Origin of the sequence: Pinirhizobacter soli (genome assembly GCF_015905305.1) — a bacterium.
Taxonomy (GTDB): Bacteria; Pseudomonadota; Gammaproteobacteria; order Xanthomonadales; family Rhodanobacteraceae; genus Pinirhizobacter; species Pinirhizobacter soli.
Genome location: NZ_JADZLQ010000001.1, coordinates 1,035,940 through 1,059,330, shown reverse-complemented (window position 1 = coordinate 1,059,330; position 23,391 = coordinate 1,035,940). Strand labels below are relative to the sequence as shown.

Genomic DNA, 23,391 nt, shown 5'->3' with positions numbered 1-23,391 from the left:
TGGTGCCGTTCCTTCGTCAGTCTGCGCGACGCGCGCTCATCAGCTCGCAACTGGCCACTTCCTGGCCATCGACCAGCGCGCGGGCCTCGAAAATACCCATGCCGCGGATCATCCGCTTCAGGCGAACTTCCATGCGCAGCTGGTCGCCCGGTACCACCGGCGCGTTGAAGCGGGCCTTGTCCACCTTCACCAGGTAGAAGAGCGGGTTTTCCAGGCAGCTGCCCGCCGCGGCGGTCAGCTGGATCAGGAGGCCCGAAGCCTGCGCCAGCGCTTCGATGATCAGCACGCCGGGCATCACCGGGTGGCCGGGGAAGTGCCCCTGGAAGAACGGCTCGTTGCTGGTGACGTTCTTGATCGCCACGATGGTTTCGCCGGCAGTGAATTCCAGTACGCGGTCGACCAAAAGGAACGGATAGCGATGCGGCAGCAAGCGCTGGATGTGTTCGATGTCGACGGGTAGTGTCACGCCCGGGCCCTGCTCATTCATGTTTCTTATCCTTTTCCAGCGCCGCCACGCGACGCGCGTACTCGTCCAGGTGCTTGAAGCGGGCCGCGTTGCGCCGCCACTGGCGGTTTTCCTGCAACGGGGTACCCGAAGAATATTCACCAGGCTCGGAAATCGAACTGGTCACCAGGCTCTTGGCGGTAATGGTAACGCGGTCGGCTACCTCAAGGTGCCCCAGGATGCCGGCATTGCCGCCTACCATGCAGTAACGGCCGATTTTCGCACTGCCGGCCACCGCCGCGCAGCCGGCCATCGCCGTGTGCGCACCCACATACACGTTGTGGGCGATCTGGATCTGGTTGTCCAGGCGCACGTCTTCCTCGAGCACGGTGTCATCCAGCGCGCCGCGGTCGATGGTGGTGTTGGCGCCGATCTCGCAGTCGTCGCCGATGCGCACGCCGCCCAGCTGCGGCAGCTTGATCCAGTGGTCGCGGTCGAAGGCCAGGCCGAATCCGTCCGAGCCGATCACCGCGCCCGGGTGGATGAGCACGCGCTTGCCCAGGGTCACGCTGGTGACCAGGGTAACGCGGGCCACCAGCCGGCTTTGCGCGCCGACAACGCAGCCTGCGCCCACCATGCAATGGGGGCCCAGCATCGCGCCGTCCTCGATCACCGCGTTGTCTTCGACCACGCAGCAGGGGCCGATGCTGGCGCTGGCGGCCACGCGCGCGGAGGGCGATACCACCGCACTGGGGTGGATGCCCGGCGGGTAGGCCGGCAGGCGTTCGAACAAGGCCGCGATCTTGGCGTAAGCCACATAAGGGTCGCGGGCGATCAGGCTGGCGCCCTGGCGGGCGCCGGCATCCTCGGCGCGCAGCACCACGATGCCGGCCTGGCTCACCGCCAGCTGCGAGGTGTATTTCGGGTTGGAGAGAAAGGTGAGCTGGCGGGGGGTGGCCGCGGCCAGCGTGCCCACGCCGTCCACCTGCGTGTCGCCGTCGCCCCGGGCTTCCAGTTCGAACATCCGTGCAAGCTCGGCCAGCGAATAGGGCCTGGGTCCGCTCATGGTCCGTTCCCGGCTTGGAGAAAAAAGAAAGGGTGGCATGGGTTTCGCGCCCATGCCACCCCGCGATGATAGTACGTCGGCGCGATAGCGCTGGTTTAGAACTGGCTACCGAAGGTGAACTGGATGCGCTCTTCGTAGTGCTTGTCTTCGTCCTGGTCGCGGAACGGGATGGCGAAGTTGATGATCAGCGGTCCGATCGGGGCCTGCCACTGCAACGACAGGCCGGTGGAAGCGCGCAGGTCCTTCGCCTTGAAGGCGCCGAAGTCGGAGTACACGTTACCCACGTCCATGAACCAGGACACGCGCGCGGTGTTCACGTCCTTCAGGAACGGTAGCGGCAGGAACACCTGTGCGGTACCGAGCACCTTGAACGCGCCACCGATCGGCTGGGCGTAGTTGTAGTAGCTGTCGGTACACTGGCCCTTCTTATCGGGCGGCACGCTGACCTGCTTGGTCGGATCGTTCGGGAACCTCGGATCCTGCATTACGCCCGAGCACAGCTTCGGACCGAGCGTGTTGTCCTGGAAGCCGCGCACGTCGCGAACGCCGCCGGAGAAGAAGTTGTTCCAGAACGGGAAGGCGAGGTCCTTATCCTTGCCGTAGGTATTGCCGTAGCCGAGCTTGCCGTCGAGGTACAGCACGAAGCCGCGGCCGACCGGCCAGTAATGGCCCAGATCGGTGTTGATCGTGTAGTAGCTGACGGTGGAACCGGGCAGGGCGATTTCGCTCGAGATGCTCATCACGCCACCGCGCGTGGGCGCCCAGTAGCCGTTGCGGGTGTCGTGCGACCAGCCCAGATTCGCCGTCCACGAATGGATGGTCTGGTTGCCCACCGTGTTCTGGTAGTTGATCAGTTCCTGCGGGGTGAAGCCCGGCGAGGTGTTGATCTTGTTGCTGGAGATGCCAAGGCCGGCGGTGACCGAGTCGAAGTCGGTGACCGGGATGTTCAGATAGGCCGAGAACGCCGTGGTGCTGTAGGTGTAGTTGGCGAAGTCGGTGTCGCCGTAATCCAGCTTCGAGTAGGTGGCGTTGTAGCCCAGCGCGATGCCCGAGTCGGTGAGGTACGGGTTCACGTACGAGGCGTTGACGCGCTTGTAGTAGTCGGAGGTTTCAGCGCCGACGGAGAAGCGGTCGCCCGTGCCCAGGAAGTTGTTCTGCGACACGGAGGCCGACAGGATGATGCCTGAGTACTGCGAGTAACCCACGCCGAACATCAGGCTGCCGGCGGACTGTTCTTCCACCTTCACCGTGACGTCCACCTGGTCGTCGGTGCCCGGCACCAGTGCCTTGTCTATCTTCACCGTCTTGAAGTAGCCCAGGCGGTCAAGGCGCGTCTTGGAGCGGTCGAGGGCTGCCTGCGAATACCAGGTGCCTTCGAGCTGGCGCAGCTCGCGGCGCATGACGTCGTCTTCGGTGCGGGTGTTGCCCTGGAAGACCACGCGGCGCACATAGACACGCTTGCCAGGCTCGATGAAGAGCGTGAGGTCGACCGTGCGGTTGTCGCGGTCGAGCTTCGGGATCGGGGTGACCTTGGCGAAGGCGTAGCCAAGGTTGGCCAGGATGCCCTTGATCGCATCGGAGCTGGCTTCGATGGCCTTGCGGTTGAAGATCTCGCCCTTGTGGATGAAGACCAGCTTGCGCAGCATGTCCTCAGGAAGGATGAGCTCGCCCAGCAGCTTCACGTCCGACACGGTGTAGATCTCGCCTTCCTTCACCGAGGCGCTGATGTACATCTCGCGCTTGTCGGGGGCGATGGTGACCTGGGTGGAGTCGATGCCGAAGTCGGCGTAGCCGCGGTCCATGTAGTAGGAGCCGAGTTTTTCCAGGTCGCCGGAGAGCTTCTCGCGGGAATACTGGTCGTCCTTGGAATACCACGACAACCAGTTCGAGGTGTTCTGCTCGAAGCCGCTGCGGATATCCTTGTCGGTGAAGGCCTTGTTGCCGACGACGTTGATTTCCCGGATCTTGGCGGCCTTGCCCTCGCGGATCTCGATATCGATGGCCACGCGGTTGCGATCCAGGCGCGTGACGTGCGGATCGACCGATACGTTGTACTTGCCGCGGTTGTAGTACTGGCGGATCAGTTCCTGCTGCACGCGGTCGAGCGACAGGCGGTCGAAGGTTTCACCTTCCGACAGGCCGATTTCCTTCAGGCCCTTGCGCAGATCATCTTCCTTGATGTCCTTGTTGCCGCGCAGCGTGAGCTTGGCGATGGCCGGACGCTCGATGACCTTGATCACCATGATGCTGCCCTGGCGATCAACTTCTACGTCAGAGAAGAATTTTGTCTGGTAGAGGGCGCGGATGGCGGCCTGGGCGCGATCGTCGGTGAGGGTGTCCCCCTTCTCGATCGGCAGGTAGCTCAGCACCGTACCCTGTGCGATGCGGGTCAGGCCATCGATGCGGATATCGGAAACGACGAACGGTTCAAAGGCAAGGGCCTGCGCAGAGAGGGAGGCGAGCAAGATCAGGGCGGCGATACGCTTCATCGTCGATTCCGTAAGGTTAATCGTGGCGACCGGCGACGAAACCGGGCGCTGGATATTCGCGCGTGGCAGGCACGGGGCCGGCAACGCAAGAGGATGGTAAAGCCGCAAAACCGATGGCGCTGGCGCCGGGCCCCGAAGTCACGGTCACGATACGAAGTGACGGTGAATGTCGTTGAAGAAGGCCAGGCCCATCAGCGTGAACAGCAAGGCCAGGCCAACGTACTGGCCGGCAATCATCGTTCGTTCGCTGACCGGGCTGCCCTTGACCAACTCAATAAGGTAATACAGCAGGTGTCCGCCGTCCAAGACCGGGATCGGCAGCATGTTGAGAATGGCAAGGCTCAAGGACACCATGGCCAGGAAATTGAGGAACCAGGCCACGCCCCGGCCGGCCGAATCGTTGGCTGCCTCGGCGATGCCGACGACGCCTGAAAGGTTCTTGGTGGAGGCCTGGCCCGAGACCATCTTGCCGATCAGGTTGAAGGTGGTCTGGGTGCTGGTCCAGGTGGCTTTCAGCGCCTGGCCGAGCGCCGGCACCAGCGCATAGCGCTCGGTGGCTTCCTCGCCGGCGCGGCCCATCACGCCGACGATCCAGCGGGTGGTGCCGTCTTCGGTGGAGCGGCGGGCGGTGACGGCAAGGGTGAGGTCCTGGCTGCCGCGGTGCACGCCCAGCTGCACGCTTGGGTTCTTTTCCGCCGCCTTGGGCAGCAGTTTCATGAAGTCGGTGAAATTGCCCACGGCCTGGCCATTGACCGAGGTGATCAGGTCGCCGGCCTTGACGCCGGCAAGTGCTGCCGGGTCGCCGGGGCGTACGGTATCGACGATCGCCGGGCGGAAGGCATCCAGCCCCAGGGCGTCGAACCCCTTGCCGATGTCCTGGCTGTTGTCCAGGGTCTGCAGGGGCAGCACCACGTTGCGCTCGCTGCCATCCTGGCCACGAACATGCACGGGTAGCGCTTCGTGGTTGAGCAGGCCGTTGGAGAGGGCCTCCAGGGCGGTGCTCCAGGTGGTGACCTCGTTGCCATTGACCGAGATCAGCCGGTCGCCTTCGCGAAGGCCCGCTTGGGCCGCGATGCCGGCGGGATCAGGGCTGACCAGCGGCGCCATGTCCGGGCGGCCGATGATGAACATGGCCCACAGTGCGACGATGGTGAACAGCAGGTTGAAGGCGGGACCTGCCACCACGATGGCGATGCGTTGCCAGACGGGCTTGGCGGTGAATTCATGGCCGTGATCGGCCGGGTCGACGTCTCCCTCGCGGGCGTCGAGCATTTTCACGTAGCCACCCAGTGGAATGGCGGCAATCTGGTATTCGGTGCCGTCGCGACCCACCCGGCGCCATATGGCCCGGCCGAAACCGACGGAGAAGCGCAATACGCGCACGCCACAGCGGCGGGCGACCCAGTAATGGCCGAACTCGTGGAAGGTCACCAGCACGCCGAGCGTGACAGCCAACCAGAATATCGAACCGAAGAATGGACTCATGTATCAGGAAGCGCCGTAAGTGTCGGGCAATATTAGCAGTAAGCGCGGCTGAGCACCCGGCGCGCTGCAGCCCGCGCCGCCCCGTCCCGTGCCACGAGGGTCGGGATATCGACCACGGGTTCGGGCGGCAGTTCCGCAAGTACCGTCTCGACGATGTCGGCAATGCCCAGGAAGTGCAAGGTGCCGCCCAGGAAGGCGGCCACCGCAACCTCGTTGGCGGCGTTCAGGATCGCCGTGGCATCGCCGCCGGCCCGCAGGGCCGCGAAGGCCAGCGCCAGGCAGCGGAAGGTCTCGGTGTCGGGGTCTTCGAATTCCAGCTTCCCGGCCGTGGCCAGGTCCAGCGGAGGCACCCCGGCCTCGATGCGTTCAGGATAGGCCAGCGCATGCGCCAGGGCCGTGCGCATGTCGGGATTGCCCAGCTGGGCCAGTACCGAGCCGTCGAGGTATTCCACAAGCGAATGGACCAGGCTCTGGGGGTGCACCAGCACCTGGATGTCGTCGGGCGCGGCGTTGAAGAGGTAGTGCGCCTCGATCACCTCCAGGCCCTTGTTCATCAGGGTGGCCGAATCCACCGAGATTTTCGGTCCCATCGACCAGCGCGGATGGGCTACGGCCTGGGCGGGGGTAATGGCCGCAAGGTCGGCCCGGGTGCGACCGCGGAACGGGCCGCCGGACGCGGTGAGGATGATCCGCCGCACACCCGCCGCTGCCAGGGCCGGGCGGCCGCCGGGCAGGCACTGGAAGATCGCATTGTGTTCGGAATCGATCGGTACCAGGTCGCCGCCACCCTCGCGCAGGGCGGCCAGCAGCAGGGGCCCGGCCATGACGATGGATTCCTTGTTGGCCAGCAGCAAACGCTTGCCGGCGCGGGCCGCGGCGAGGGTGGATTCCAGCCCCGCGGCGCCGACGATGGCGGCGACCACGGTATCGCAAAGCTCGCCCGACGCCGCGGCGGTCACCGCATCGGGACCTCCGGCCACGGCACAGTCCACGCCGGCATGGCGGAGCTTGCGGGCCAGTTCGTTCTCCAGCGCCGCGTCGGCGATCACGGCAAGCCGGGGCCGGAAACGCACGCAAAGGGCGACCAGTTCGTCCACCTTGCTGTGGGCGGCCAGTACGCTGGCGGTAAAGCGTGCCGGGTGCCGTGCAATGACATCGAGCGTGCTGGCACCGATGGAGCCGGTGGCACCCAGGACGGCAACGCGGCGCATGGTGCTCACAGGCCCAGCAGCAACGTGCCGGCGGCGAACACCGGCAGGGCGGCGAAGACGCTATCCATGCGATCGAGCAGGCCCCCGTGGCCCGGGAACAAGGTGCCTGAATCCTTCACCTGGGCATGGCGCTTGAGCAGGCTTTCGAAAAGGTCGCCGATCACCGATGCGCCCACCACCAGCACGCCCAGTATCGCCATGCCGGCCACGCGCGCATCGTGCACGCCCAGCAGCCATCCACCACCCACCGCGACAGCCGCGCCGGCTACCAGGGCACCGTACACGCCGGCCCAGGTCTTGCCCGGGCTGATGGTGGGCGCGAGCTTGCGCCTGCCGAAGAAGCGACCACTGAAATAGGCGCCGGTGTCGGCAGCCCAGACGATGACCAGGGCGAGCAGAGTCCAGTAGTGGCCGTTCGGGCCGCTCCCATGGATCGAAACCAGCGCGACCCAGGTGGTGACGACCACAAGCACCCCGATCGCGGCCTTCAGCCAGGTGTTCTCGGCATTCGGGGCGGCGGCGAAGCTGAATTGCCGCAGCCAGAAGCAACAGGCCACCCACCAGGCCACGCCCAGGCCCAGCACAAAGGCCCAGCTGCCGTTGCCGCGTATGGCCCAGCACAGCAGCACAAGCGCCGCGACCGCGACGATATAGGCCACGCGCAGGGCTGTGTTCCGGATGCCGGCCAGCGCGCTCCATTCCCAGGCGCCGCCCAGGAAGACAAGCCCCGCCACCGGGGCGAACCAGGCCGTGGGCAGCGCCAGGATAACCGCCAGGACGATCGGCAGCAGGATCAGGGCGGTAACGACGCGCTGCTTAAGCATGGGTGTCCTTCAAGGAGCGCGTGACCTGCGCACCGGTGCGGCCGAAGCGGCGTTCGCGTCCAGCGTAATCGGCCAGGGCGTCGGCAAGCACGGCCTGGTCGACGTCGGGCCAGAGAGTATCGGTGAAATACAGTTCCGCGTAGGCCAGCTGCCAGAGCAGGAAATTGCTTACGCGGTGTTCGCCGCCGGTACGGATGAAGAGGTCGAGCGGGGGCTGGTCGGCCAGGCACAGGTGCTGGCCGAGCCAGGCCTCGTCGATGGCCTCGGCGGCGATCTCGCCACGGGCTACGGCGTGGACTGCCATTTGCGCGGCCTGGGCGATGTCCCAACGGCCGCCGTAATTCACCGCCACGTTCATGTTCAGGGCCGTATTGCCACGGGTATGGGCCATGGCCTTGAGCATGCCCTCGCGCAGGGCCGGCTCGAAGGCGTCGAGGTTGCCGATGAAGCGGATGCGCACGCCGTTCTGGTGCAACTGGTCGACCTCGCGCTCAAGCGCGCGTACGAACAGTTCCATCAGCGCCCGCACTTCAGCCGGCGGCCGTTGCCAGTTCTCACTGGAGAATGCGAACAGGGTGAGCGATCCGATACCTTTCCCAAGGCAGAACTCCACGGCCTGGCGCACGGCCTTCTGGCCGGCGCGATGGCCGAAACTGCGCGGCCGCCGGCGTTGTTTCGCCCACCGGCCGTTGCCGTCCATGACGATGGCCAGGTGGCGCGGTACGCGCCCGGCGGCGGATCCGGTCATGAGGAATTAAGAGCCGTTGGCGCGCTTCTCAGAGCGCCATCAGCTCTTCTTCCTTGGTCTTGCAGACCTGGTCCACTTCCTTCACGAAGCGGTCGGTGAGCTTCTGCACGTCGTCATCGGCGCGGCGCTCGTCGTCCTCGGTGATGAGCTTTTCCTTCAACATTTCCTTGATGTGCTGCAGGGCATCGCGGCGCACGTTGCGGATGGCGATCTTGGCGTTCTCGCCTTCGGCGGCCACGTGCTTGGCAAGTTCCCTGCGGCGCTCCTCGGTGAGCGGCGGCATGTTCAGGCGGATCACGGTGCCGGCGGTATTGGGCGTGATGCCGATATCGGAGGCCATGATGGCTTTTTCGATCAGGGCCACCAGGCTTTTGTCGAACGGCGTGATGATGAGCGAGCGCGAATCGGCCAGCGACACCGTGGCCACCTGGTTCACCGGGGTATCCGCGCCGTAATAGGACACCTTCAGGCCGTCGACCAACGCCGTGCTGGCGCGGCCGGTGCGCAGGCGCATGAGGTCGTGGCGAAGCGAGTCGATGCTCTTGCCCATGCGGGTCTGGGCGTCGGACTTGATGTCGTCGATCATGGGGCGATTCCGGCCAGCCAAGGTAGCCGGGGATTATAGCAAGCGGGGGGCTTAGGGTGTCAGGAGGCGTCGACCAGGGTGCCGATGTGCTCACCGTGCATCAGGCGCATCAGGTTGCCCGGAACCGTCATGTCGTAGATGCGCATGGGCATCTTGTGGTCGCGGCACAGGGCGATGGCGGCGGTATCCATCACCTCCAGCCGGTGCTCGATCACCTGGTTGTAGCTCACGTGCTCATAGCGGCGGGCGCTGGGGTCGCGCTTGGGATCGGCGGTGTAGATGCCGTCCACCTTGGTGGCCTTGAGCAGCAGGTCCGCGCCGATTTCGATGGCACGCAGCGCCGCGGCCGAGTCGGTGGTGAAGAAGGGGTTGCCGGTGCCGGCGGCGAACAGCACGATGCGGCCCTTTTCCAGGTGGCGCACGGCGCGGCGGCGGATGAAGTCTTCGCAGACCTCGTTGATCTTGATAGCGCTCATGGTGCGCGCGTCGCCTCCGGCCTTCTCGATGGCGTCCTGCATGGCCAGCGCGTTCATCACCGTGGCCAGCATGCCCATGTGATCGCCGGTGACGCGGTCCATGCCGGCCTTGGCCAGGCCCGCCCCGCGGAAGATATTCCCACCGCCGATAACCACGCCCACCTGCACGCCGGCACGCTGCACTTCGATGATCTCGCGGGCCAGGCTGCCGATGACCTTCGGGTCGATGCCGTAGTCTTCGGCCCCCATCAGGGCTTCACCGGAAAGCTTGAGCAGGATGCGGCGGTGCTTCACTTCATTGCTCATGGTGTACTCCGGTGTTGATCGTGATGATTGTAGCGTGAGGCGCATGCGGTGGTCCGCCAAAAAAAAAGGCCGCGACATGCGCGGCCCTTTTTCATTCAGCGTGGCGTGCCATTAACCCTGCATCGCCTTGGCAACTTCAGCCAGGTAGTCTTCCTGGATCTTCTCGATGCCTTCGCCGACTGCCAGGCGCAGCACGGAGACGACATCGGCGCCTTCCTTCTTCAGTGCCTCGCCAACGGTGATGTTGGTGTCGAGCACGTACGGCTGGCCGACCAGCGTGACGTCGGAAATGATCTTGTTGATCTTGCCCGAGATGATCTTCTCGAGGATTTCAGCCGGCTTGGCCTTGTCCTTTTCGGTCATCTGGCTGAGGGCGATTTCCTTTTCCTTGGCCACGAATTCGGCCGGGACGTCGCTGGGCTTGATGTGCGCGGGGTTCATCGCCGCCACGTGCATGGCGATGCCCTTGGCCAGCTCTTCGGAGCCGCCCTTCAGCGCCACGATCACGCCGATGCGGCCGCCGTGCGAATACGTGGCCAGCGGACCGTCGGCCTTGACTTCGAACATGCGGCGCAGCTCGATCTTCTCGCCGATGGTGGCGATCTGCGACTTCACCGCTTCCTGCACCGTGCCGCCGGCGGGGTAGGCCGCGCCGTTGAGGGCAGCGATATCGGTTGCGCCGGACTTCAGCGCGACATCGGCGATCTCATTGGTGAAGGCGATGAAGTTCGGGGCCTTGGCGACGAAGTCGGTCTCGCTGTTGACTTCGACCAGCACGGCCTTGTTGCCGGCCTGGGCGGCCGCGACGCGACCTTCCGCAGCGATGCGGTCGGCCTTCTTGTCGGCCTTGGCCAGGCCGTTCTTGCGCAGCCATTCGATGGAGATGTCGAGGTCGCCGTTGTTTTCGACGAGCGCCTTCTTGCACTCCATCATGCCGGCGCCGGAACGCTCGCGCAGTTCCTTCACCATCTGTGCGGAAATCTGGGTCACGGGAAAATCCTCTTGGGAGATGCTTTCGCTGCGCGAAGCGACCGGTGAGGGCCGCCCCGCGCGCGGGTGGTGCTTATCTATCAGGCGCTGGCGCCGTCGCGCGGACCACGGCCGCCGTCACGCGGCGCACCCTTACGGGCCGGGCCACGGTCGTTGCGGTCGCCGCGGTCGTTGCGGCGCGGGGCGGGCTTGCGGTCTTCCTTGGCCACCGGGTTGCCTTCCTCGTCGAGTTCGACGAAGTCATTGGCATCGCCGGCACCGGCGTTCGGCGCTGCGGCCTTGCCTTCCAGGATGGCGTCGGCAGCGGCGCGGGCGTACAGCTGGATGGCGCGGATGGCGTCGTCGTTACCCGGGATGGCGTAGTCGACCAGGGCCGGATCGTAGTTGGTGTCGACCACGGCGATCACCGGGATGCCGAGCTTGCGGGCTTCCTGAACAGCGATGTCTTCATGGCCGATGTCGATCACGAACAGGGCATCCGGCAGGCGGTTCATGTCCTTGATGCCGCCCAGCGAGTTCTGCAGCTTGTCGCGCTCGCGGCGGCGGGCCAGCACTTCGTGCTTGACCAGCTTCTCGAACGAACCGTCGGTCTCGGCTGCTTCCAGTTCCTTCAGGCGGGCCACGGACTGCTTGACCGTGCGGAAGTTGGTGAGCATGCCGCCGAGCCAGCGGGCGGTGACGAAGGGCTGGCCGGCGCGGGCGGCCTCTTCGGCCAGCGTCTCGCGCGCCGAGCGCTTGGTGCCGACGAAAAGGATGGTGCCGCGCTTCTGGGCCAGGCCCGAAAGGTAGTTCATCGCGTCGGTGAAGAGCGGGAGGGTCTTCTCGAGGTTGATGATGTGGATCTTGCCGCGGGCGCCGAAGATATACGGGGCCATCTTCGGGTTCCAGTAACGGGTCTGGTGGCCGAAGTGGACGCCGGCTTCGAGCATCTGGCGCATGGTGACCTGGGGCATTTCTTTATTCCTTTGAAGCTCGATCCATTAAGGATCGAAGGGGGTTGGGACCTCCACGTGCCCCCGGTTTCGACCGCGGCGCCTCCGGTGGGAGAGCTCCGCAGCACCCCGAAAACGGTGCCGGCACGTGTGTGGCGTTGGGTTGCGGCTTGCGCCGCCGATCGCAGCGCCGCGGACCATTGGGGCGTCCGGGCGGTTACAATCGTGTTTCGCCATGCGCTCGCGGGCCCGATTCGCGGGTGTTGGGCGACGCGCATAACTCGCTGATTATAGCTGGACGGCGTTATCCGCAGCAAGTTGCTGGAAATGCCCGTCTACAGGCCACATCTGGGTCCATTATGGCAGTCATCCCCAAAACCCCCGAAGAAATCCAGGCCATGCGTGTGGCAGGCGCCCTTGCCGCCGACGTCCTGGCCATGCTCAAGGACCACGTCAGGCCCGGCGTGACCACCGAACACCTCGACCGCCTGGCCCACGACTACATCGTGGACGTGCAGAAGGCGATTCCGGCCAATGTGGGCTACCGCGGCTTTCCCAAGACCGTCTGCACCTCGGTCAACCACGTGATCTGCCATGGTATCCCCACCGAATCGAAGGTCCTGAAGGACGGCGATATCGTCAATATCGACGTCACGGTGATCAAGGACGGCTGGCACGGCGATACCAGCCGGATGTATTTCGTCGGCACCCCCGGCGTACTTGCAAAGCGGTTGGTGGACACCACCTACGAGGCCATGATGCTGGGCATCGGTGCGGTCAAGCCTGGCGCCACCCTGGGCGACGTCGGCGCAGCCATCCAGAAGCACGCGGAGGCTGCGGGTTTTTCCGTGGTCCGCGAGTACTGTGGCCATGGCATCGGGAAGGTCTACCACGACGAGCCCCAGGTGCTGCACTACGGCCGCAACGGCACGGGCCTGGAACTCAAGCCCGGCATGACCTTCACCGTCGAGCCGATGATCAACGCCGGCAAGCCACAGACCAAGCAGCTGCCCGATGGCTGGACGGTCGTTACCAAGGACCACTCGCTCTCGGCCCAGTGGGAGCACACGGTGGCCGTGACCGAATCGGGTTTCGAAATACTCACTCCCTGGCCTGACGCCGCCTGACGCACCTCCCGTTCGAAAGAGCAGTACAACTTGAGTTCCACGCTGACGAGGCCCCATGACCGCACCCGCGCTGCCGCCCTTGCCCCGTCTGCCGGCCGTGGTGCCGCGTTCAGGCGTGTCGCCGGAGGCGCGCCGGGCCCTGCGGCAGCTGCTGGGCGATACCGAACGGGCGATCGCCACCGCCTTCGATGAGGGCGGTGACGCCACGGCGCTGTCCCGGCGCCGCAGCGAGGCGATCGACAAGGTCGTGGTGCATGCGTGGAAGGCGTGCCTGGGCGATCTTGCCGCCGCCACGTTGTTCGCCGTAGGCGGCTACGGCCGGGGCCTGCTGTTCCCCCGCTCAGACGTCGACCTGCTGGCCATCGTGGGGGAAACCTCGCCGCCGCTCTATCGGGCGTTGGAGAATTTCTTCGCCTGCTTGTGGGATATCGGCATCAAGCCGGGGCACGCGGTGCGCGAGATCGACGAATGCCGTGCGCTGGCGATGCAGGACGCCAGCGTCTTCACCAGCCTGATCGACGCCCGCCGCCTGGTGGGCCAGCCCATCCTGGAAACCCGCTTGCGCGGCATCCTTGAAGATCCCGCCGTGTGGCCGCCCCGCGAATACCTGGCGGTGCGCCTGCGCGAGCGCGATGCCCGCCACGCGCGCTTCGACGACACCGCGCACAACCTCGAACCCAACCTCAAGGACGGCCCCGGCGGCCTGCGCTCGCTCGACGCCATGCGCTGGCTTGGCCGCCGTCTCGCCAATGCGCCGGATTTCGACGCCATGGTCCAGGAAGGGCTCCTTGATCAGGTGGAATGCGATGCGCTGCTTCGCGCCGAGCAAACCCTCCGCCGCTACCGCTTCGCCTTGCACCTGGAGGCCGGCCGCGCCGAGGAGCGCCTGCTTTTCGACTACCAGCGGGCGATCGCCGCGCGATTGGGCTTTGAAGACGAACACGAAAAGAACCTCGGCGTCGAACAATTCATGCAGGGCTATTACCGTGCCGCCAGTACCATCGAACGGGCCGGCGTGCAGGTGGTGGAGCGATTCGAGGAAATGCTCGAGCCGGCGATCGAACCCCGCGCGGTAGGGCAGGATTACGTCCGCTTCGGCAATCGACTGGCCTTGCGGGACGCTGAGCTTTTCGTCGGGCAGCCGGCGGCATTGGTGGACATCTTCATAGCGCGGCTGGACGAGCCGGGCATCACCGGCTTCACCGCCCAGACCATGCGGCGCATCCAGCACGCCGTCTCGCTGCACGATGGCAAGCTGGCCGACGATTCCTCGGTGCTGTCGAGCTTCCTCAAGCTCCTGCGCCGCGGCGCGCCGGCGGTGGAGGCCCTTTGGCGGATGAACCGCTACGGCCTGCTCGCCGCCATCATCCCGGCCTTTGGCAGGATTGTCGGCCGCATGCAATACGACCTCTTCCACATGTTCACCGTGGACGAACACACCTTGCGCGTACTGCGCAACGTTGCCCGCTTCGCCGATCCGGGCTCACATGGCGAATTCCCCTACGCGGTGGAAATCTGGCCAACCCTCGACAAGCCGGAGCTGCTGTTGCTGGCCGCCCTGTTCCACGACATCGCCAAGGGCCGCGGCGGCGATCATTCGGTGCTGGGCGAGGAAGAGGCCCATGCCTTCGGCAAGCGGCTGGGCCTGCCGGCGGAAGACATCGCGCTGGTGGGCTGGCTGGTTCGCTGGCACCTGTTGATGAGTACCACCGCGCAGCGCCAGGACATCACCGATGCCGACGTGGTGCAGCGTTTCGCGGGCCTGGTCGGCGACTGGGAACACCTGGACAACCTCTACCTGTTGACCATCGCCGACATCATCGGCACCAGTCCGAAGCTGTGGAACGCGTGGAAGGACCGCCTGATGGCCGACCTCTACACTTCCGCCCGCTATGCGCTGCGCAGCGACCAGGCGCAGAGCCCGCGCGTGGACGCCCGCGCCCGTGACTGCCGCGATCGCGCCCTGGCGATGCTGGTATCGCCTGACGTGGGTGCGACGGCGGTGGAGAAAGTCTGGGCCGATTTCCCCGAGCTCTCCTTCCTGCGCCACCGGCCTGAGCAGATCGCCTGGCAAACGGCTGCGATCCTGCGCGCCGGCAAGGTGCGGCCGGTGGTGGAAGTCCATCCGTTTTCCGTTCGCGGCAGCACGGAGCTGTTTCTTTACGCGCCCGATCGCGACGGGCTTTTCGCCACCGTCACGGCGGTCCTTGACCGCCTGCGGTTTTCCGTGGTCGAGGCGCGGATCCTTTCCTCGCCCACCGGCATGGCGCTGGATACCTTCCTGTTGCTTGAATCCGACTCCCAGGCGCCGGCCAGCCTGCAGCGTGCCGAAGAATTGCGCACGCGCATGTGCAAGGCGCTCAGCGATAACCGCGTGGCGCAACTTGCCAAGCGCGGACTGTCACGCCACCTGCGGTATTTCCAGATGGCACCGCGCGTGGAATTTACCGACGCTGGCGAGCGCACGCAGCTGGCCTTCGTGTGCACCGACCGCCCGGGATTGCTTGCTGCGGTGGCGCAGGCCTTGGCCGAAGCGAAGGTTCGCGTGCATGATGCGCGGATCGCCACCTTCGGCGAGCGCGTTGAAGACTTTTTCCAACTGACCGACCGTCACGACAAACCGCTGTCGGCCAACCGCAGGAATATCCTGCGCGAAGCCCTGCTGCGGCATGTCGGACATGCACCGAGGACCGAAGTACCCCATGCAGATGCAAACGCTTGAGACCCTGATCGACGACGCCTTCGAACGCCGCAACGAACTGGCCCAGACGGAAATCGACACGCACCTGCGCCCGGCGGTGGACCAGGTACTTGACCTGTTGGAGACTGGCGAACACCGGGTGGCCGAGCCCGACGGCCAAGGCGGCTGGAAGGTCAATGCGTGGATCAAGAAAGCGGTGCTGCTGTACTTCCGCATCAACGGCAACCGGGTGATGGACGGCGGCGTGGCTGCTGCATTCGACAAGGTGCCGGTGCGCTTCGGCGGTGCGGACGAAACCACCTTCGGGCAGGTCGGCGCGCGGGTGGTGCCTGGCGCCATCGTGCGCCGCGGCGCGCACATCGCGCGCGATGCGGTGTTGATGCCCAGCTATACCAACATCGGCGCGTATGTCGGCGCCGGCAGCATGATCGATACCTGGGCCACGGTGGGTTCTTGCGCGCAGATCGGCAAGGGCGTGCACCTTTCCGGCGGCGTGGGCATTGGCGGGGTGCTCGAGCCGCTGCAGGCTAATCCCACCATCATCGAAGACAACTGCTTCATTGGCGCGCGGTCGGAAGTAGTGGAAGGCGTAGTGGTGGAGAAGGGCAGCGTGATCGGCATGGGTGTGTTCCTGGGCCAGTCCACCCGCATCTACAACCGCGCCACCGGCGAGGTCAGCTATGGCCGCGTCCCCGCGGGCAGCGTGGTGGTGGCAGGCTCCCTGCCGGCGAAAGACGGCAGCCACAGCCTCTACGCCGCGATCATCGTCAAGCAGGTGGACGAGAAGACACGCAGCAAGACCGGCATCAACGAACTGCTGCGCGCGGGCGACGCCTGATGGCGGCGGTCACGCTTTACGGCTTGCCCAACTGCGATACCTGCAAGAAGGCGCGCAACTGGCTCGGCCGCTTCGAGGTGGAGCATGTTTTCGTCGACTATCGCGCGCAGCCCGTGCCAGCGGCCACGCTCAAGGCCTGGGCGGCTGAACTGGGTGGCTGGGAGAAGCTGGTGAACAAGTCCAGCACCACCTGGCGCAACCTGCTTCCCCAGCGGAAAGATCCCCGCAGCGATCCTGAGTGGACCTTGCTGCTGAAGGAATACCCCGCGCTGATCCGGCGGCCGGTGGTCCTGCGCGAAGGCGAGCCGGTGACGGTAGGTTTCACCGACAACGGCTTCAAGAATCTTTTTTCCAGGGAATAGGTTCCAAACGCGAAGCCAGGGAATCCAACCAGAAGGAAAAGGCATGCGCACGGTCAAGATTCTCGGCACGGCCTCGATGGGGCTCATGCTCGGGCTATTCGCCTTCGGCAACCTCACCGATTACAACGTGAATTTCCAGTTCGTCCGGCACGTGCTGTCGATGGATACGATCTTCCCCGACTCGGGTATCCAGTACCGTGCCATCACGGCGCCCTGGGCGCATCACCTGGCTTATGCCCTCGTCATCGCCACCCAGGTAGTCGCCTCCGCGGCTACCTGGCTCGGCGCGTGGCGCATGTGGAAAGCGCGCCATGCGCCAACGGCGGTGTTCGTTCAGGCGCGCCGCGCCGCGGTGTTTGGCCTGGCGCTGGGCGCTGCGCTTTACTTGGTCGGCTTCATGACTGTGGGCGGCGAGTGGTTCGGCATGTGGATGTCGTCGCAATGGAACGGTATCGCCAGCGCCTTCCGCTTCCTCGTGTGTTTAGGCGGCATGCTGGCTTTCCTTGGCATGCGCGAGGACCACGGCTAGGCTGTGACGCTAGTCCCGCGAACGATACCCTGCCATGCCCGATGTCCTTGATCTCGCCTGCGAACTGATCCGCCGACCCTCCGTGACACCGGCTGACGAAGGCTGTCAGGCGATGATTTCAGAAAGGCTCGCCACGGCCGGCTTCATGTGCCGGCACCTGCGTTTCGGTGAGGTCGACAACCTCTGGGCCACCCACGGTACGGATGGCCCGGTGCTGGCGTTTTTAGGCCACACCGACGTGGTGCCCCCAGGTCCGCATGGCGCCTGGGCCAGCCCACCGTTCGAACCGACCGTTCGCAATGGCCTGCTGTATGGCCGCGGGGCTGCGGATATGAAAGGCTCGGTAGCGGCGATGGTGGTGGCGCTGGAAGACTTCGTCCGCGCCTACCCGGATCACCCGGGAATCGTTGCGCTCCTGATCACCAGCGACGAGGAAGGCGTGGCGGTCGATGGCGTCAAGCGCGTGGTGGAAACCTTCCAGGCTGAAGGCGTGCGCATCGACTACTGCGTTGTGGGCGAGCCGTCGGCGAAAGCGGCACTGGGCGATCTCATCCGAGTCGGCCGGCGCGGATCGTTGTCCGGAACCGTGCGCGTACGAGGCATACAGGGCCACGTGGCCTATCCGGAAAAGGCCCTCAATCCCATCCATGCCTTCGCGCCGGCCCTGGCCGAGCTTGCAGCCGAACACTGGGACAACGGGAACGAGGATTTTCCGCCCACCTCGTTCCAGGTTTCCAACCTCAACTCAGGTACCGGCGCCAACAACGTGATCCCCGGCGAACTGGTGGCGCTGGTGAATTTCCGTTATGGCACGGTGAGCGCGGCGGCCGACCTGCAGGCTCGTGCCGAAGCCATCCTCGCCCGCCACGGCGTGGATGCGTCCATCGAGTGGTCCACGTCAGGCGCGCCGTTCCTGACACCTGCCGGCGGCCATCTGCGCGAGGTGGCGGTGGAGGCCTGCCGTGCCTTGCGTGGCGAAGCGCCCGAACAGAGCACCGGCGGCGGCACATCCGACGGACGCTTCATCGCGCCGATGGGTGCGGAGGTGGTGGAGGTGGGGCCGGTGAACGCAACCATCCACAAGGTCGACGAATGCGTCCGCATTGCCGACCTCGAACGCTTGCCAGGCCTCTACCGCGACATCATGCAGCGGATGTTCGCTTAAGGGTCAAGTTCCAGCGTGTGCGCGGTCTGTCCCGGAAGCAGCGGTGTTGCTCGCCCTTCCACCCAGTCGCGGTGCCCGCTGCCGTGGAAGGGCGACAGCGGATGGTCCGACTGTCCGCCGGGCATCTGCAGGTAACTGATGCCCTCGTGGCCGGGCATGATGCCGAAGCGCTCCGAGGCACCGAAGGCCGGCGCCTGCACACGTGGCATGTCGCGGTCGCCGGGCAACGGTTCACGCGGCATGTCGATCAACCTCGCCAAGAATGGCGGCAACGCGCGCGAAAGCGGATGCACGATGGCAGCCGTATTCGCTTCGCCCCAGGTGCGCGCGGCAAGGCCGCCGGGCTGGCTGCCCAGGTCATCGACGACTTTCTGCGCGGCGGCCCGGAGCAGGTCGTTCCAGTCGGCATAGCGGGGGTCGAGCAGGTTCGGCGGCTGTTGCTGCACCATCGCCCACACCGCAGCTTCGGTGCTGATGTCATGGGGCCAGGCAAAGCCCGGGAAGCGCCTGGCCACCCGCTCGACGAAGGGCGCAAGGACGGCGGCGCGCACATTGTCACGGAAGGCGCGTACCAGCCGGTAATCGACATTGCCGACGTCCGCCCGCGCGCTCCATCGTTCGGTCAGTACACGCAGCTGCGACAGGCCCTCGTCGTTGCTGCGCTTAAGCGTCGCCTGCAACAGCTGTTGCCAGCGGGTGAGGAATACCGCGCGGTCGTCGAGCTGGATCGACAGCATGTCACCTGGCGCGAAGCTGGCGCGTGCTTCCAGGTCGTCGGCGATCTGTTGTGCGCGGGCGCCGACATCATGGCCGCCATCGCCCAGCACGGCGAGGTCGCGGCCTGCCACCACGCGGTTGTTGGCTGTCCACAGGCGGTCGCGACCGGTGATGCGGGGGTAATCGCCGGGCGCCAGGAAACCCGCCCAGCCGCTGCCGGGCATGGACCAGTCCGATGGCAGCAGCGCGTTGTAATCCGAGCGCACGGGGATGCTGTTGCCGACGATGGTCCATGCCACGTGGCCCCGGGTATCGCCGAAGAGGGCATTCTGCGGCGGGATGCCGGCAAGCGGAGCGATGGCAAGCGCCGCGTCCACGTTCGGGGCCTGCTCCAGTTTCATCAACGCCATGTTGTAGGCACGGGGCAACTGGCCAATCCACGACAACGCCAGCGGCGCGCCGTCGGCATCGCGCGCGAGGATCGGACCGAAGCGGGTCTGGGCGACATCCAGGTGGCGGTCTGCTGCCCCCTGCACATGGATCACTTCGTCGTAGTGGGTGACTTTTTCGTTCGGCACGCGTACCCAGTCGGCCCAGTCGCCGTAGCTATTGGTGAAAGCCCACCCTACCTGGCCATTGGAGCCGGCCACGAGCGCCGGCGTGCCGGGCAGGGTGACGCCGTTGAGGTCGCGCATGCCGCCGGGTGCGCTGGCGTCGGGGTAGCGCAACCGTGCGCGGAACCAGATGTCGGGGGTACGCAGGCCCAGGTGCATGTCGCCGGCGACGATCGCGGCTCCGCTGCCGGTGAGCTTGCCCGACACCGCGAAGCTGTTACTGCCTGGCTTGCCCGCTTCAGGCGATACGCTGGCGGCGGGCGCAGGAGTGATGCCTGCATCGGCATGGCGCAGGTCCAGGTCCGTGCTTTCGGGCATATAGGCCGGTGGCGATGCCACCCCTTGCATCGGCGATTCCCAGCGACCGTCGGGCGCGGTCAGGAAGCTGACCACCACGCGCGGGAACGTTGCCTGCAACTGTGCCAGCGCCATTTCACGCTCGTTCTCGCCGTTGGCGTTGAGATCCAGGTACATCGCCGCCGTGCTCAGCAGGCTGTCCTCGCTACGCCAGGGCGTAGGCTTCTGGCGCAGCAGCAGGTATTCGAAGGGCGGCACGCGCAGCGCCGCAAGGCCGGCATTGACGCCATCGCGATAGGCATCGAGCATCGAGCGTTGGTCTTCGGGAAGCTGGGCGAGCGCGGCTTGCGCGACGCTGCGCAAGCGATGCCGGCGGACATCGAGATCCCGGTCGATAGCGCCGGCACCGACAAGCTCGGACAGCTCACCTGCTGCCACCCGCCGTTGCAGGTCCATCTGGAAGTAGCGCTCCTGCCCATGGACGAAGCCAAGCGCAAAGGCAACGTCCCGGCGATTGGCGCCTTCCACGGTGGCCGTGCCCAGGGCATCGCGGGTGATGGTAGTGCGCGCGCCGAGGCCTGCGACACGGCGATGGCCATCAAGCTGCGGCAGGCTGCCGGACAATTGCCACCAGCCGTAGCAGGCCACGCCGGCCACCAGCAGCAACACCAGCACCAGCAGCGTGCCCACGACCTTCGGCCAGCGCCGTCGGCGGCGGGAGGCCGTGGAGGCGGGCAGGGCGACGCCGCGGTTCATGGCGCCTTGTCGAATACGGCGAACATGCCGGCGTAGGGCTTGAGCATGAAGGCAGGCGCACCAGCATAGCCCTGACCGTCGATATAAGCCTGCGAAATGGTGCCGTCCAGGAACAGGGCGTCGCGGCATTGCAGCCGGTCGCGGAAAAGCCGGGCGAATGCGTGGAAATTCACCGGCGACTCGGATACGGCGAATACCACTTCATCGCCCGACACCGCGCAGACGCCACTTCGCCATTTCATGCTTTCCGACGCATCGGTAAACGCAGGATTCACTGATCCATCGATCAGCAGCATGGGCCCTGATTGCGTGGCCAGGCGTGGAGTGGGCATGGCCGCCGACTTCCACGCTTCGCTGGTCATCACATGGGCCTTACCCTGCGCGTCGATGGCGAACACGCCGTTGGGCAGCAGGGAGAAATTCCCCGACGCCGGATTGCCGCGCGCCAGGTTCAACGGCACGCGCTGGCGGCCGTCCTCGACGTACAGCCCCAGCGGCGCGAACTTGTGATCGTAGATGCCCGCGTTGGTGGCAAAGGCCAGGTGGCGGCCCCGGGACTGTCCCCAGGCCCGGAGCGACTCGATATCACCAAAGGGCTGGCCCGAGCCGTCCTTCCAGTGCAGTTCCAGGTTGTCGGCGCGAAGGTCCACGCGGATCACGCGGAACCCTAGATCCTCGAACACCATGCGCTGGCTTTGCACGGCATGGGCGGCGGGAACGATGGCGAGCAGCACAAGAAGGCACGCGGCGAGACGGCGGGGCAGGCGTCGCGTCGACGCGGGGGGATTCGGGAACGTCATGCGCCTACTGTGGCGGCGCGCCCGGGCGGCTGGCAAGGGGGCGTTGTAAACTTAGGGTTTCCGTGCCTGGCCAGACCATGCCCTACACCCCGATCGCCGCCACCCTGGGCTATGTGCTCTCCGCCGACGGCAAGCGCGTGCTGCTGGTGCATCGCAATGCCCGACCGGACGACCAGCACCTGGGCAAGTACAACGGCCTGGGCGGCAAGATGGAACTGAACGAAGACATCGCCGAGTGCATGCGCCGCGAGATCGCCGAGGAAGCGGGCATCGAATGCACCTCGATGCAGTTGCGCGGCACCATCAACTGGCCGGGCTTCGGCAAGCAGGGCGAGGACTGGCTCGGCTTCATCTTCCTGATCGACGGTTTCACCGGCCAGGCACACGGCGAAAACGAAGAGGGCACCCTGGAATGGGTGCCCCTGGAATCGATGTATGACCTGCCTATGTGGGAAGGCGACCGGCATTTCCTGCCGCTGATCTTCGACGGCGATCCGCGTCCCTTCCATGGCGTGATGCCCTACAAGGACGGTCGCATGCAGAGCTGGGCATTTAGTAGGTACTAGGCCCCACATAGGCGAACAAGGGAGTGGCATGCCCTGGGCGATCCGGCGACGGAAGATGCGCTCTACGAAATCGAGTCGATGCGCCGATGGGAGATGCCCCGGATCACGGCCAGGTTTCTGCGTAGTACTGCGCCTACAAAGCGCGGTGGAAGACCCCTATCGGCTTCTGTCCAGAACAAGCCCACCATTCGTGCGTGCCGCCGACAGCGGCTTTCAGCCCCCAACGAATGGAGACAGCCATGTATCAACTCCCCGCACGCAGTCGCTCCCTATCACGCCATCTTGGTTTACTCCTCGCACTGGGCGCGATCATCGTTCCCCCGTCCCATGCCGGGATTGTCCCGCCCGACACCAGCTATGCCCTCGCTGGAGACCAGGTTTTTCCGGAAAGCATCGCCATCGATCAGGCGAGCGGTCGGTTCTGGGTCGGCTCGGTCAAGGACGGCACGATCTTCACCGGCATCGTCGGCAATGATGCCCCCGTCGAGGTCTTTTCGCCCGCGGGCGCCGATGGCCGCAACATCGTCACGGGCGTTGCCTTCAGTGGTGGCCGACTTATCGTCCTGGGGCGGCAAAGCGGCCAGGCCTTCGTCTATGACGCCAAAACGGCACGCTTGCTCGGCAAGACACAAAATGGCCTGGCACCTGCCGAAACGTTTCTCAACGATCTTGTGGTAACCGCCAACGGCGACATCTACATCACCGACTCGGTTGCCGCCGTGTTGTGGAAGTTCAACATCCAGAACCACCATTACACCCTGGAACGGTTCATCGACTTTTCCGGAACGATCGTCAGGTATCGCACGGCCAAAGGTGCGGACGGGATCAACGTCAACGGCATCACGGCAAGCGGGGATGGTAAATACCTGATTATCGGCAAACGGAACGACAACGCGCTGTTCCGGATTCGCGTGGCCGACAAGAGCATTAGGCGTATCGACGTGGCGCCCCATGTGCTGAGCACGGCGGATGGCCTGGTGCTGTCGGGGCAGACCTTGTATGCCGTGGAAAACATACCGGGTAGCGTCGAGACGCTGACGATGTCACACGATTTCACGCAGGTCCTGGTCAGCCGGGAAACCATGCATGCATCGTTTGCGTTTCCTACCGGCGCAGCCCTCTGTGGTTCCCGGTTGCTGGTCGTGAATTCGCAGTTCAATTCGCTGGGTAGCCCTGCCGCGGTGGTGGGAACAACGCCGCCTGTGCTGCCGTTCCGGGTGACGGATATGGCTGTGCCGGGTAAGCAGGCTGCAGGTGCTGCGGCGGGTGGGTGCGTCGATCAGTGATAGCGGGTTGGTGCGCGGCGTGTTCTGTAGGAAGAGCGGAACATGCCGCGCTGGGAGTGTCCTAAAGCGCACCGC

General features: G+C 65.4%; 21 protein-coding genes. 8 read left to right on the top strand and 13 right to left on the bottom strand.

Features of this window, described 5'->3' with window-relative positions; all coding sequences use genetic code 11:
- Positions 1-16: 16 nt before the first annotated feature.
- The 11 genes from fabZ to rpsB form a co-directional block, all read right to left on the bottom strand.
- On the bottom strand, positions 17-487 hold the full coding sequence (gene fabZ, locus NDK18_RS04365) for a 3-hydroxyacyl-ACP dehydratase FabZ (RefSeq protein ID WP_250625534.1): 471 nt from the start codon (positions 485-487) through the stop codon (positions 17-19).
- Positions 480-1,511 (bottom strand): UDP-3-O-(3-hydroxymyristoyl)glucosamine N-acyltransferase, encoded by a 1,032-nt coding sequence (gene lpxD / locus NDK18_RS04360; protein ID WP_250625535.1) that lies wholly within the window; start codon positions 1,509-1,511, stop codon positions 480-482. The genes fabZ and lpxD overlap by 8 nt, the downstream gene beginning before the upstream one ends.
- A gap of 95 nt (positions 1,512-1,606) precedes the next feature.
- Positions 1,607-4,000 (bottom strand): outer membrane protein assembly factor BamA, encoded by a 2,394-nt coding sequence (gene bamA / locus NDK18_RS04355; protein ID WP_250627175.1) that lies wholly within the window; start codon positions 3,998-4,000, stop codon positions 1,607-1,609.
- A gap of 144 nt (positions 4,001-4,144) precedes the next feature.
- On the bottom strand, positions 4,145-5,485 hold the full coding sequence (gene rseP, locus NDK18_RS04350; RefSeq protein WP_250625537.1) for an RIP metalloprotease RseP: 1,341 nt from the start codon (positions 5,483-5,485) through the stop codon (positions 4,145-4,147).
- Between the two features lie 32 nt (positions 5,486-5,517).
- Positions 5,518-6,696 (bottom strand): 1-deoxy-D-xylulose-5-phosphate reductoisomerase, encoded by a 1,179-nt coding sequence (locus NDK18_RS04345; RefSeq protein ID WP_250625538.1) that lies wholly within the window; start codon positions 6,694-6,696, stop codon positions 5,518-5,520.
- Between the two features lie 5 nt (positions 6,697-6,701).
- On the bottom strand, positions 6,702-7,520 hold the full coding sequence (locus NDK18_RS04340) for a phosphatidate cytidylyltransferase (RefSeq protein WP_250625539.1): 819 nt from the start codon (positions 7,518-7,520) through the stop codon (positions 6,702-6,704).
- On the bottom strand, positions 7,513-8,268 hold the full coding sequence (gene uppS / locus NDK18_RS04335; RefSeq protein ID WP_250625540.1) for a polyprenyl diphosphate synthase: 756 nt from the start codon (positions 8,266-8,268) through the stop codon (positions 7,513-7,515). The genes NDK18_RS04340 and uppS overlap by 8 nt, the downstream gene beginning before the upstream one ends.
- A gap of 28 nt (positions 8,269-8,296) precedes the next feature.
- Positions 8,297-8,854, bottom strand: a complete 558-nt coding sequence (gene frr / locus NDK18_RS04330) for a ribosome recycling factor (protein ID WP_250627174.1) — start codon at positions 8,852-8,854, stop codon at positions 8,297-8,299.
- 59 nt (positions 8,855-8,913) lie between these two features.
- Positions 8,914-9,636, bottom strand: coding sequence for a UMP kinase (gene pyrH / locus NDK18_RS04325; RefSeq protein WP_250625542.1), 723 nt, complete (start codon positions 9,634-9,636; stop codon positions 8,914-8,916).
- Between the two features lie 111 nt (positions 9,637-9,747).
- Positions 9,748-10,626 carry a translation elongation factor Ts gene (gene tsf, locus NDK18_RS04320; RefSeq protein ID WP_343219676.1) on the bottom strand — a complete coding sequence of 293 codons (879 nt, stop codon included), beginning with the start codon at positions 10,624-10,626 and terminating at the stop codon, positions 9,748-9,750.
- Between the two features lie 80 nt (positions 10,627-10,706).
- Entirely contained in the window at positions 10,707-11,579 is an 873-nt protein-coding gene (rpsB, locus tag NDK18_RS04315; protein WP_250625543.1) for a 30S ribosomal protein S2, read from the bottom strand.
- Positions 11,580-11,917: 338 nt separating this feature from the next.
- On the opposite strand from rpsB, the gene map reads away from it, so the two are divergent.
- The 6 genes from map to dapE are packed head-to-tail and all read left to right on the top strand — an operon-like array spanning position 11,918 to position 18,280.
- The gene (gene map / locus NDK18_RS04310; protein WP_250625544.1) at positions 11,918-12,685 is read left to right on the top strand and encodes a type I methionyl aminopeptidase; all 768 of its coding nucleotides are present in this window, start codon (positions 11,918-11,920) and stop codon (positions 12,683-12,685) included.
- A 55-nt stretch (positions 12,686-12,740) separates the two neighbouring features.
- Positions 12,741-15,407: a [protein-PII] uridylyltransferase gene (gene glnD, locus NDK18_RS04305; RefSeq protein ID WP_250627173.1), complete on the top strand. Its 2,667-nt coding sequence runs from the start codon at positions 12,741-12,743 to the stop codon at positions 15,405-15,407.
- Positions 15,394-16,224 carry a 2,3,4,5-tetrahydropyridine-2,6-dicarboxylate N-succinyltransferase gene (dapD, locus tag NDK18_RS04300; RefSeq protein WP_250627653.1) on the top strand — a complete coding sequence of 277 codons (831 nt, stop codon included), beginning with the start codon at positions 15,394-15,396 and terminating at the stop codon, positions 16,222-16,224. The genes glnD and dapD overlap by 14 nt, the downstream gene beginning before the upstream one ends.
- The gene (locus NDK18_RS04295; RefSeq protein WP_250625546.1) at positions 16,224-16,586 is read left to right on the top strand and encodes a Spx/MgsR family RNA polymerase-binding regulatory protein; all 363 of its coding nucleotides are present in this window, start codon (positions 16,224-16,226) and stop codon (positions 16,584-16,586) included. The genes dapD and NDK18_RS04295 overlap by 1 nt, the downstream gene beginning before the upstream one ends.
- Before the next feature lie 43 nt (positions 16,587-16,629).
- Positions 16,630-17,115: a DUF2165 family protein gene (locus NDK18_RS04290; RefSeq protein WP_250625547.1), complete on the top strand. Its 486-nt coding sequence runs from the start codon at positions 16,630-16,632 to the stop codon at positions 17,113-17,115.
- Between the two features lie 34 nt (positions 17,116-17,149).
- Positions 17,150-18,280, top strand: coding sequence for a succinyl-diaminopimelate desuccinylase (gene dapE / locus NDK18_RS04285; RefSeq protein ID WP_250625548.1), 1,131 nt, complete (start codon positions 17,150-17,152; stop codon positions 18,278-18,280).
- Here dapE and NDK18_RS04280 read toward each other — a convergent pair.
- Both NDK18_RS04280 and NDK18_RS04275 read right to left on the bottom strand, forming a co-directional pair.
- Positions 18,277-20,664 (bottom strand): penicillin acylase family protein, encoded by a 2,388-nt coding sequence (locus NDK18_RS04280; protein ID WP_250627172.1) that lies wholly within the window; start codon positions 20,662-20,664, stop codon positions 18,277-18,279. The genes dapE and NDK18_RS04280 overlap by 4 nt on opposite strands.
- Positions 20,661-21,464: a phosphodiester glycosidase family protein gene (locus tag NDK18_RS04275; protein WP_250627171.1), complete on the bottom strand. Its 804-nt coding sequence runs from the start codon at positions 21,462-21,464 to the stop codon at positions 20,661-20,663. Before NDK18_RS04275 ends, NDK18_RS04280 begins: the two co-directional genes overlap by 4 nt.
- Positions 21,465-21,541: 77 nt before the next feature.
- On the opposite strand from NDK18_RS04275, the gene NDK18_RS04270 reads away from it, so the two are divergent.
- Together NDK18_RS04270 and NDK18_RS04265 are read left to right on the top strand one after the other, a co-directional pair.
- Positions 21,542-22,030, top strand: coding sequence for an NUDIX hydrolase (locus tag NDK18_RS04270; RefSeq protein WP_250625551.1), 489 nt, complete (start codon positions 21,542-21,544; stop codon positions 22,028-22,030).
- Between the two features lie 239 nt (positions 22,031-22,269).
- Positions 22,270-23,316: an SMP-30/gluconolactonase/LRE family protein gene (locus NDK18_RS04265; protein ID WP_250627170.1), complete on the top strand. Its 1,047-nt coding sequence runs from the start codon at positions 22,270-22,272 to the stop codon at positions 23,314-23,316.
- Positions 23,317-23,391 lie beyond the last annotated feature (75 nt).

Coding starts and splice junctions, on each gene's coding strand:
- fabZ (WP_250625534.1), bottom strand. CDS start 487: ATGAATGAGCAGGGCCCGGGCGTGACACTACCCGTCGACATCGAACAC.
- lpxD (WP_250625535.1), bottom strand. CDS start 1,511: ATGAGCGGACCCAGGCCCTATTCGCTGGCCGAGCTTGCACGGATGTTC.
- bamA (WP_250627175.1), bottom strand. CDS start 4,000: ATGAAGCGTATCGCCGCCCTGATCTTGCTCGCCTCCCTCTCTGCGCAG.
- rseP (WP_250625537.1), bottom strand. CDS start 5,485: ATGAGTCCATTCTTCGGTTCGATATTCTGGTTGGCTGTCACGCTCGGC.
- NDK18_RS04345 (WP_250625538.1), bottom strand. CDS start 6,696: ATGCGCCGCGTTGCCGTCCTGGGTGCCACCGGCTCCATCGGTGCCAGC.
- NDK18_RS04340 (WP_250625539.1), bottom strand. CDS start 7,520: ATGCTTAAGCAGCGCGTCGTTACCGCCCTGATCCTGCTGCCGATCGTC.
- uppS (WP_250625540.1), bottom strand. CDS start 8,268: ATGACCGGATCCGCCGCCGGGCGCGTACCGCGCCACCTGGCCATCGTC.
- frr (WP_250627174.1), bottom strand. CDS start 8,854: ATGATCGACGACATCAAGTCCGACGCCCAGACCCGCATGGGCAAGAGC.
- pyrH (WP_250625542.1), bottom strand. CDS start 9,636: ATGAGCAATGAAGTGAAGCACCGCCGCATCCTGCTCAAGCTTTCCGGT.
- rpsB (WP_250625543.1), bottom strand. CDS start 11,579: ATGCCCCAGGTCACCATGCGCCAGATGCTCGAAGCCGGCGTCCACTTC.
- map (WP_250625544.1), top strand. CDS start 11,918: ATGGCAGTCATCCCCAAAACCCCCGAAGAAATCCAGGCCATGCGTGTG.
- glnD (WP_250627173.1), top strand. CDS start 12,741: ATGACCGCACCCGCGCTGCCGCCCTTGCCCCGTCTGCCGGCCGTGGTG.
- dapD (WP_250627653.1), top strand. CDS start 15,394: ATGCAAACGCTTGAGACCCTGATCGACGACGCCTTCGAACGCCGCAAC.
- NDK18_RS04295 (WP_250625546.1), top strand. CDS start 16,224: ATGGCGGCGGTCACGCTTTACGGCTTGCCCAACTGCGATACCTGCAAG.
- NDK18_RS04290 (WP_250625547.1), top strand. CDS start 16,630: ATGCGCACGGTCAAGATTCTCGGCACGGCCTCGATGGGGCTCATGCTC.
- dapE (WP_250625548.1), top strand. CDS start 17,150: ATGCCCGATGTCCTTGATCTCGCCTGCGAACTGATCCGCCGACCCTCC.
- NDK18_RS04280 (WP_250627172.1), bottom strand. CDS start 20,664: ATGAACCGCGGCGTCGCCCTGCCCGCCTCCACGGCCTCCCGCCGCCGA.
- NDK18_RS04275 (WP_250627171.1), bottom strand. CDS start 21,464: ATGACGTTCCCGAATCCCCCCGCGTCGACGCGACGCCTGCCCCGCCGT.
- NDK18_RS04270 (WP_250625551.1), top strand. CDS start 21,542: ATGCCCTACACCCCGATCGCCGCCACCCTGGGCTATGTGCTCTCCGCC.
- NDK18_RS04265 (WP_250627170.1), top strand. CDS start 22,270: ATGTATCAACTCCCCGCACGCAGTCGCTCCCTATCACGCCATCTTGGT.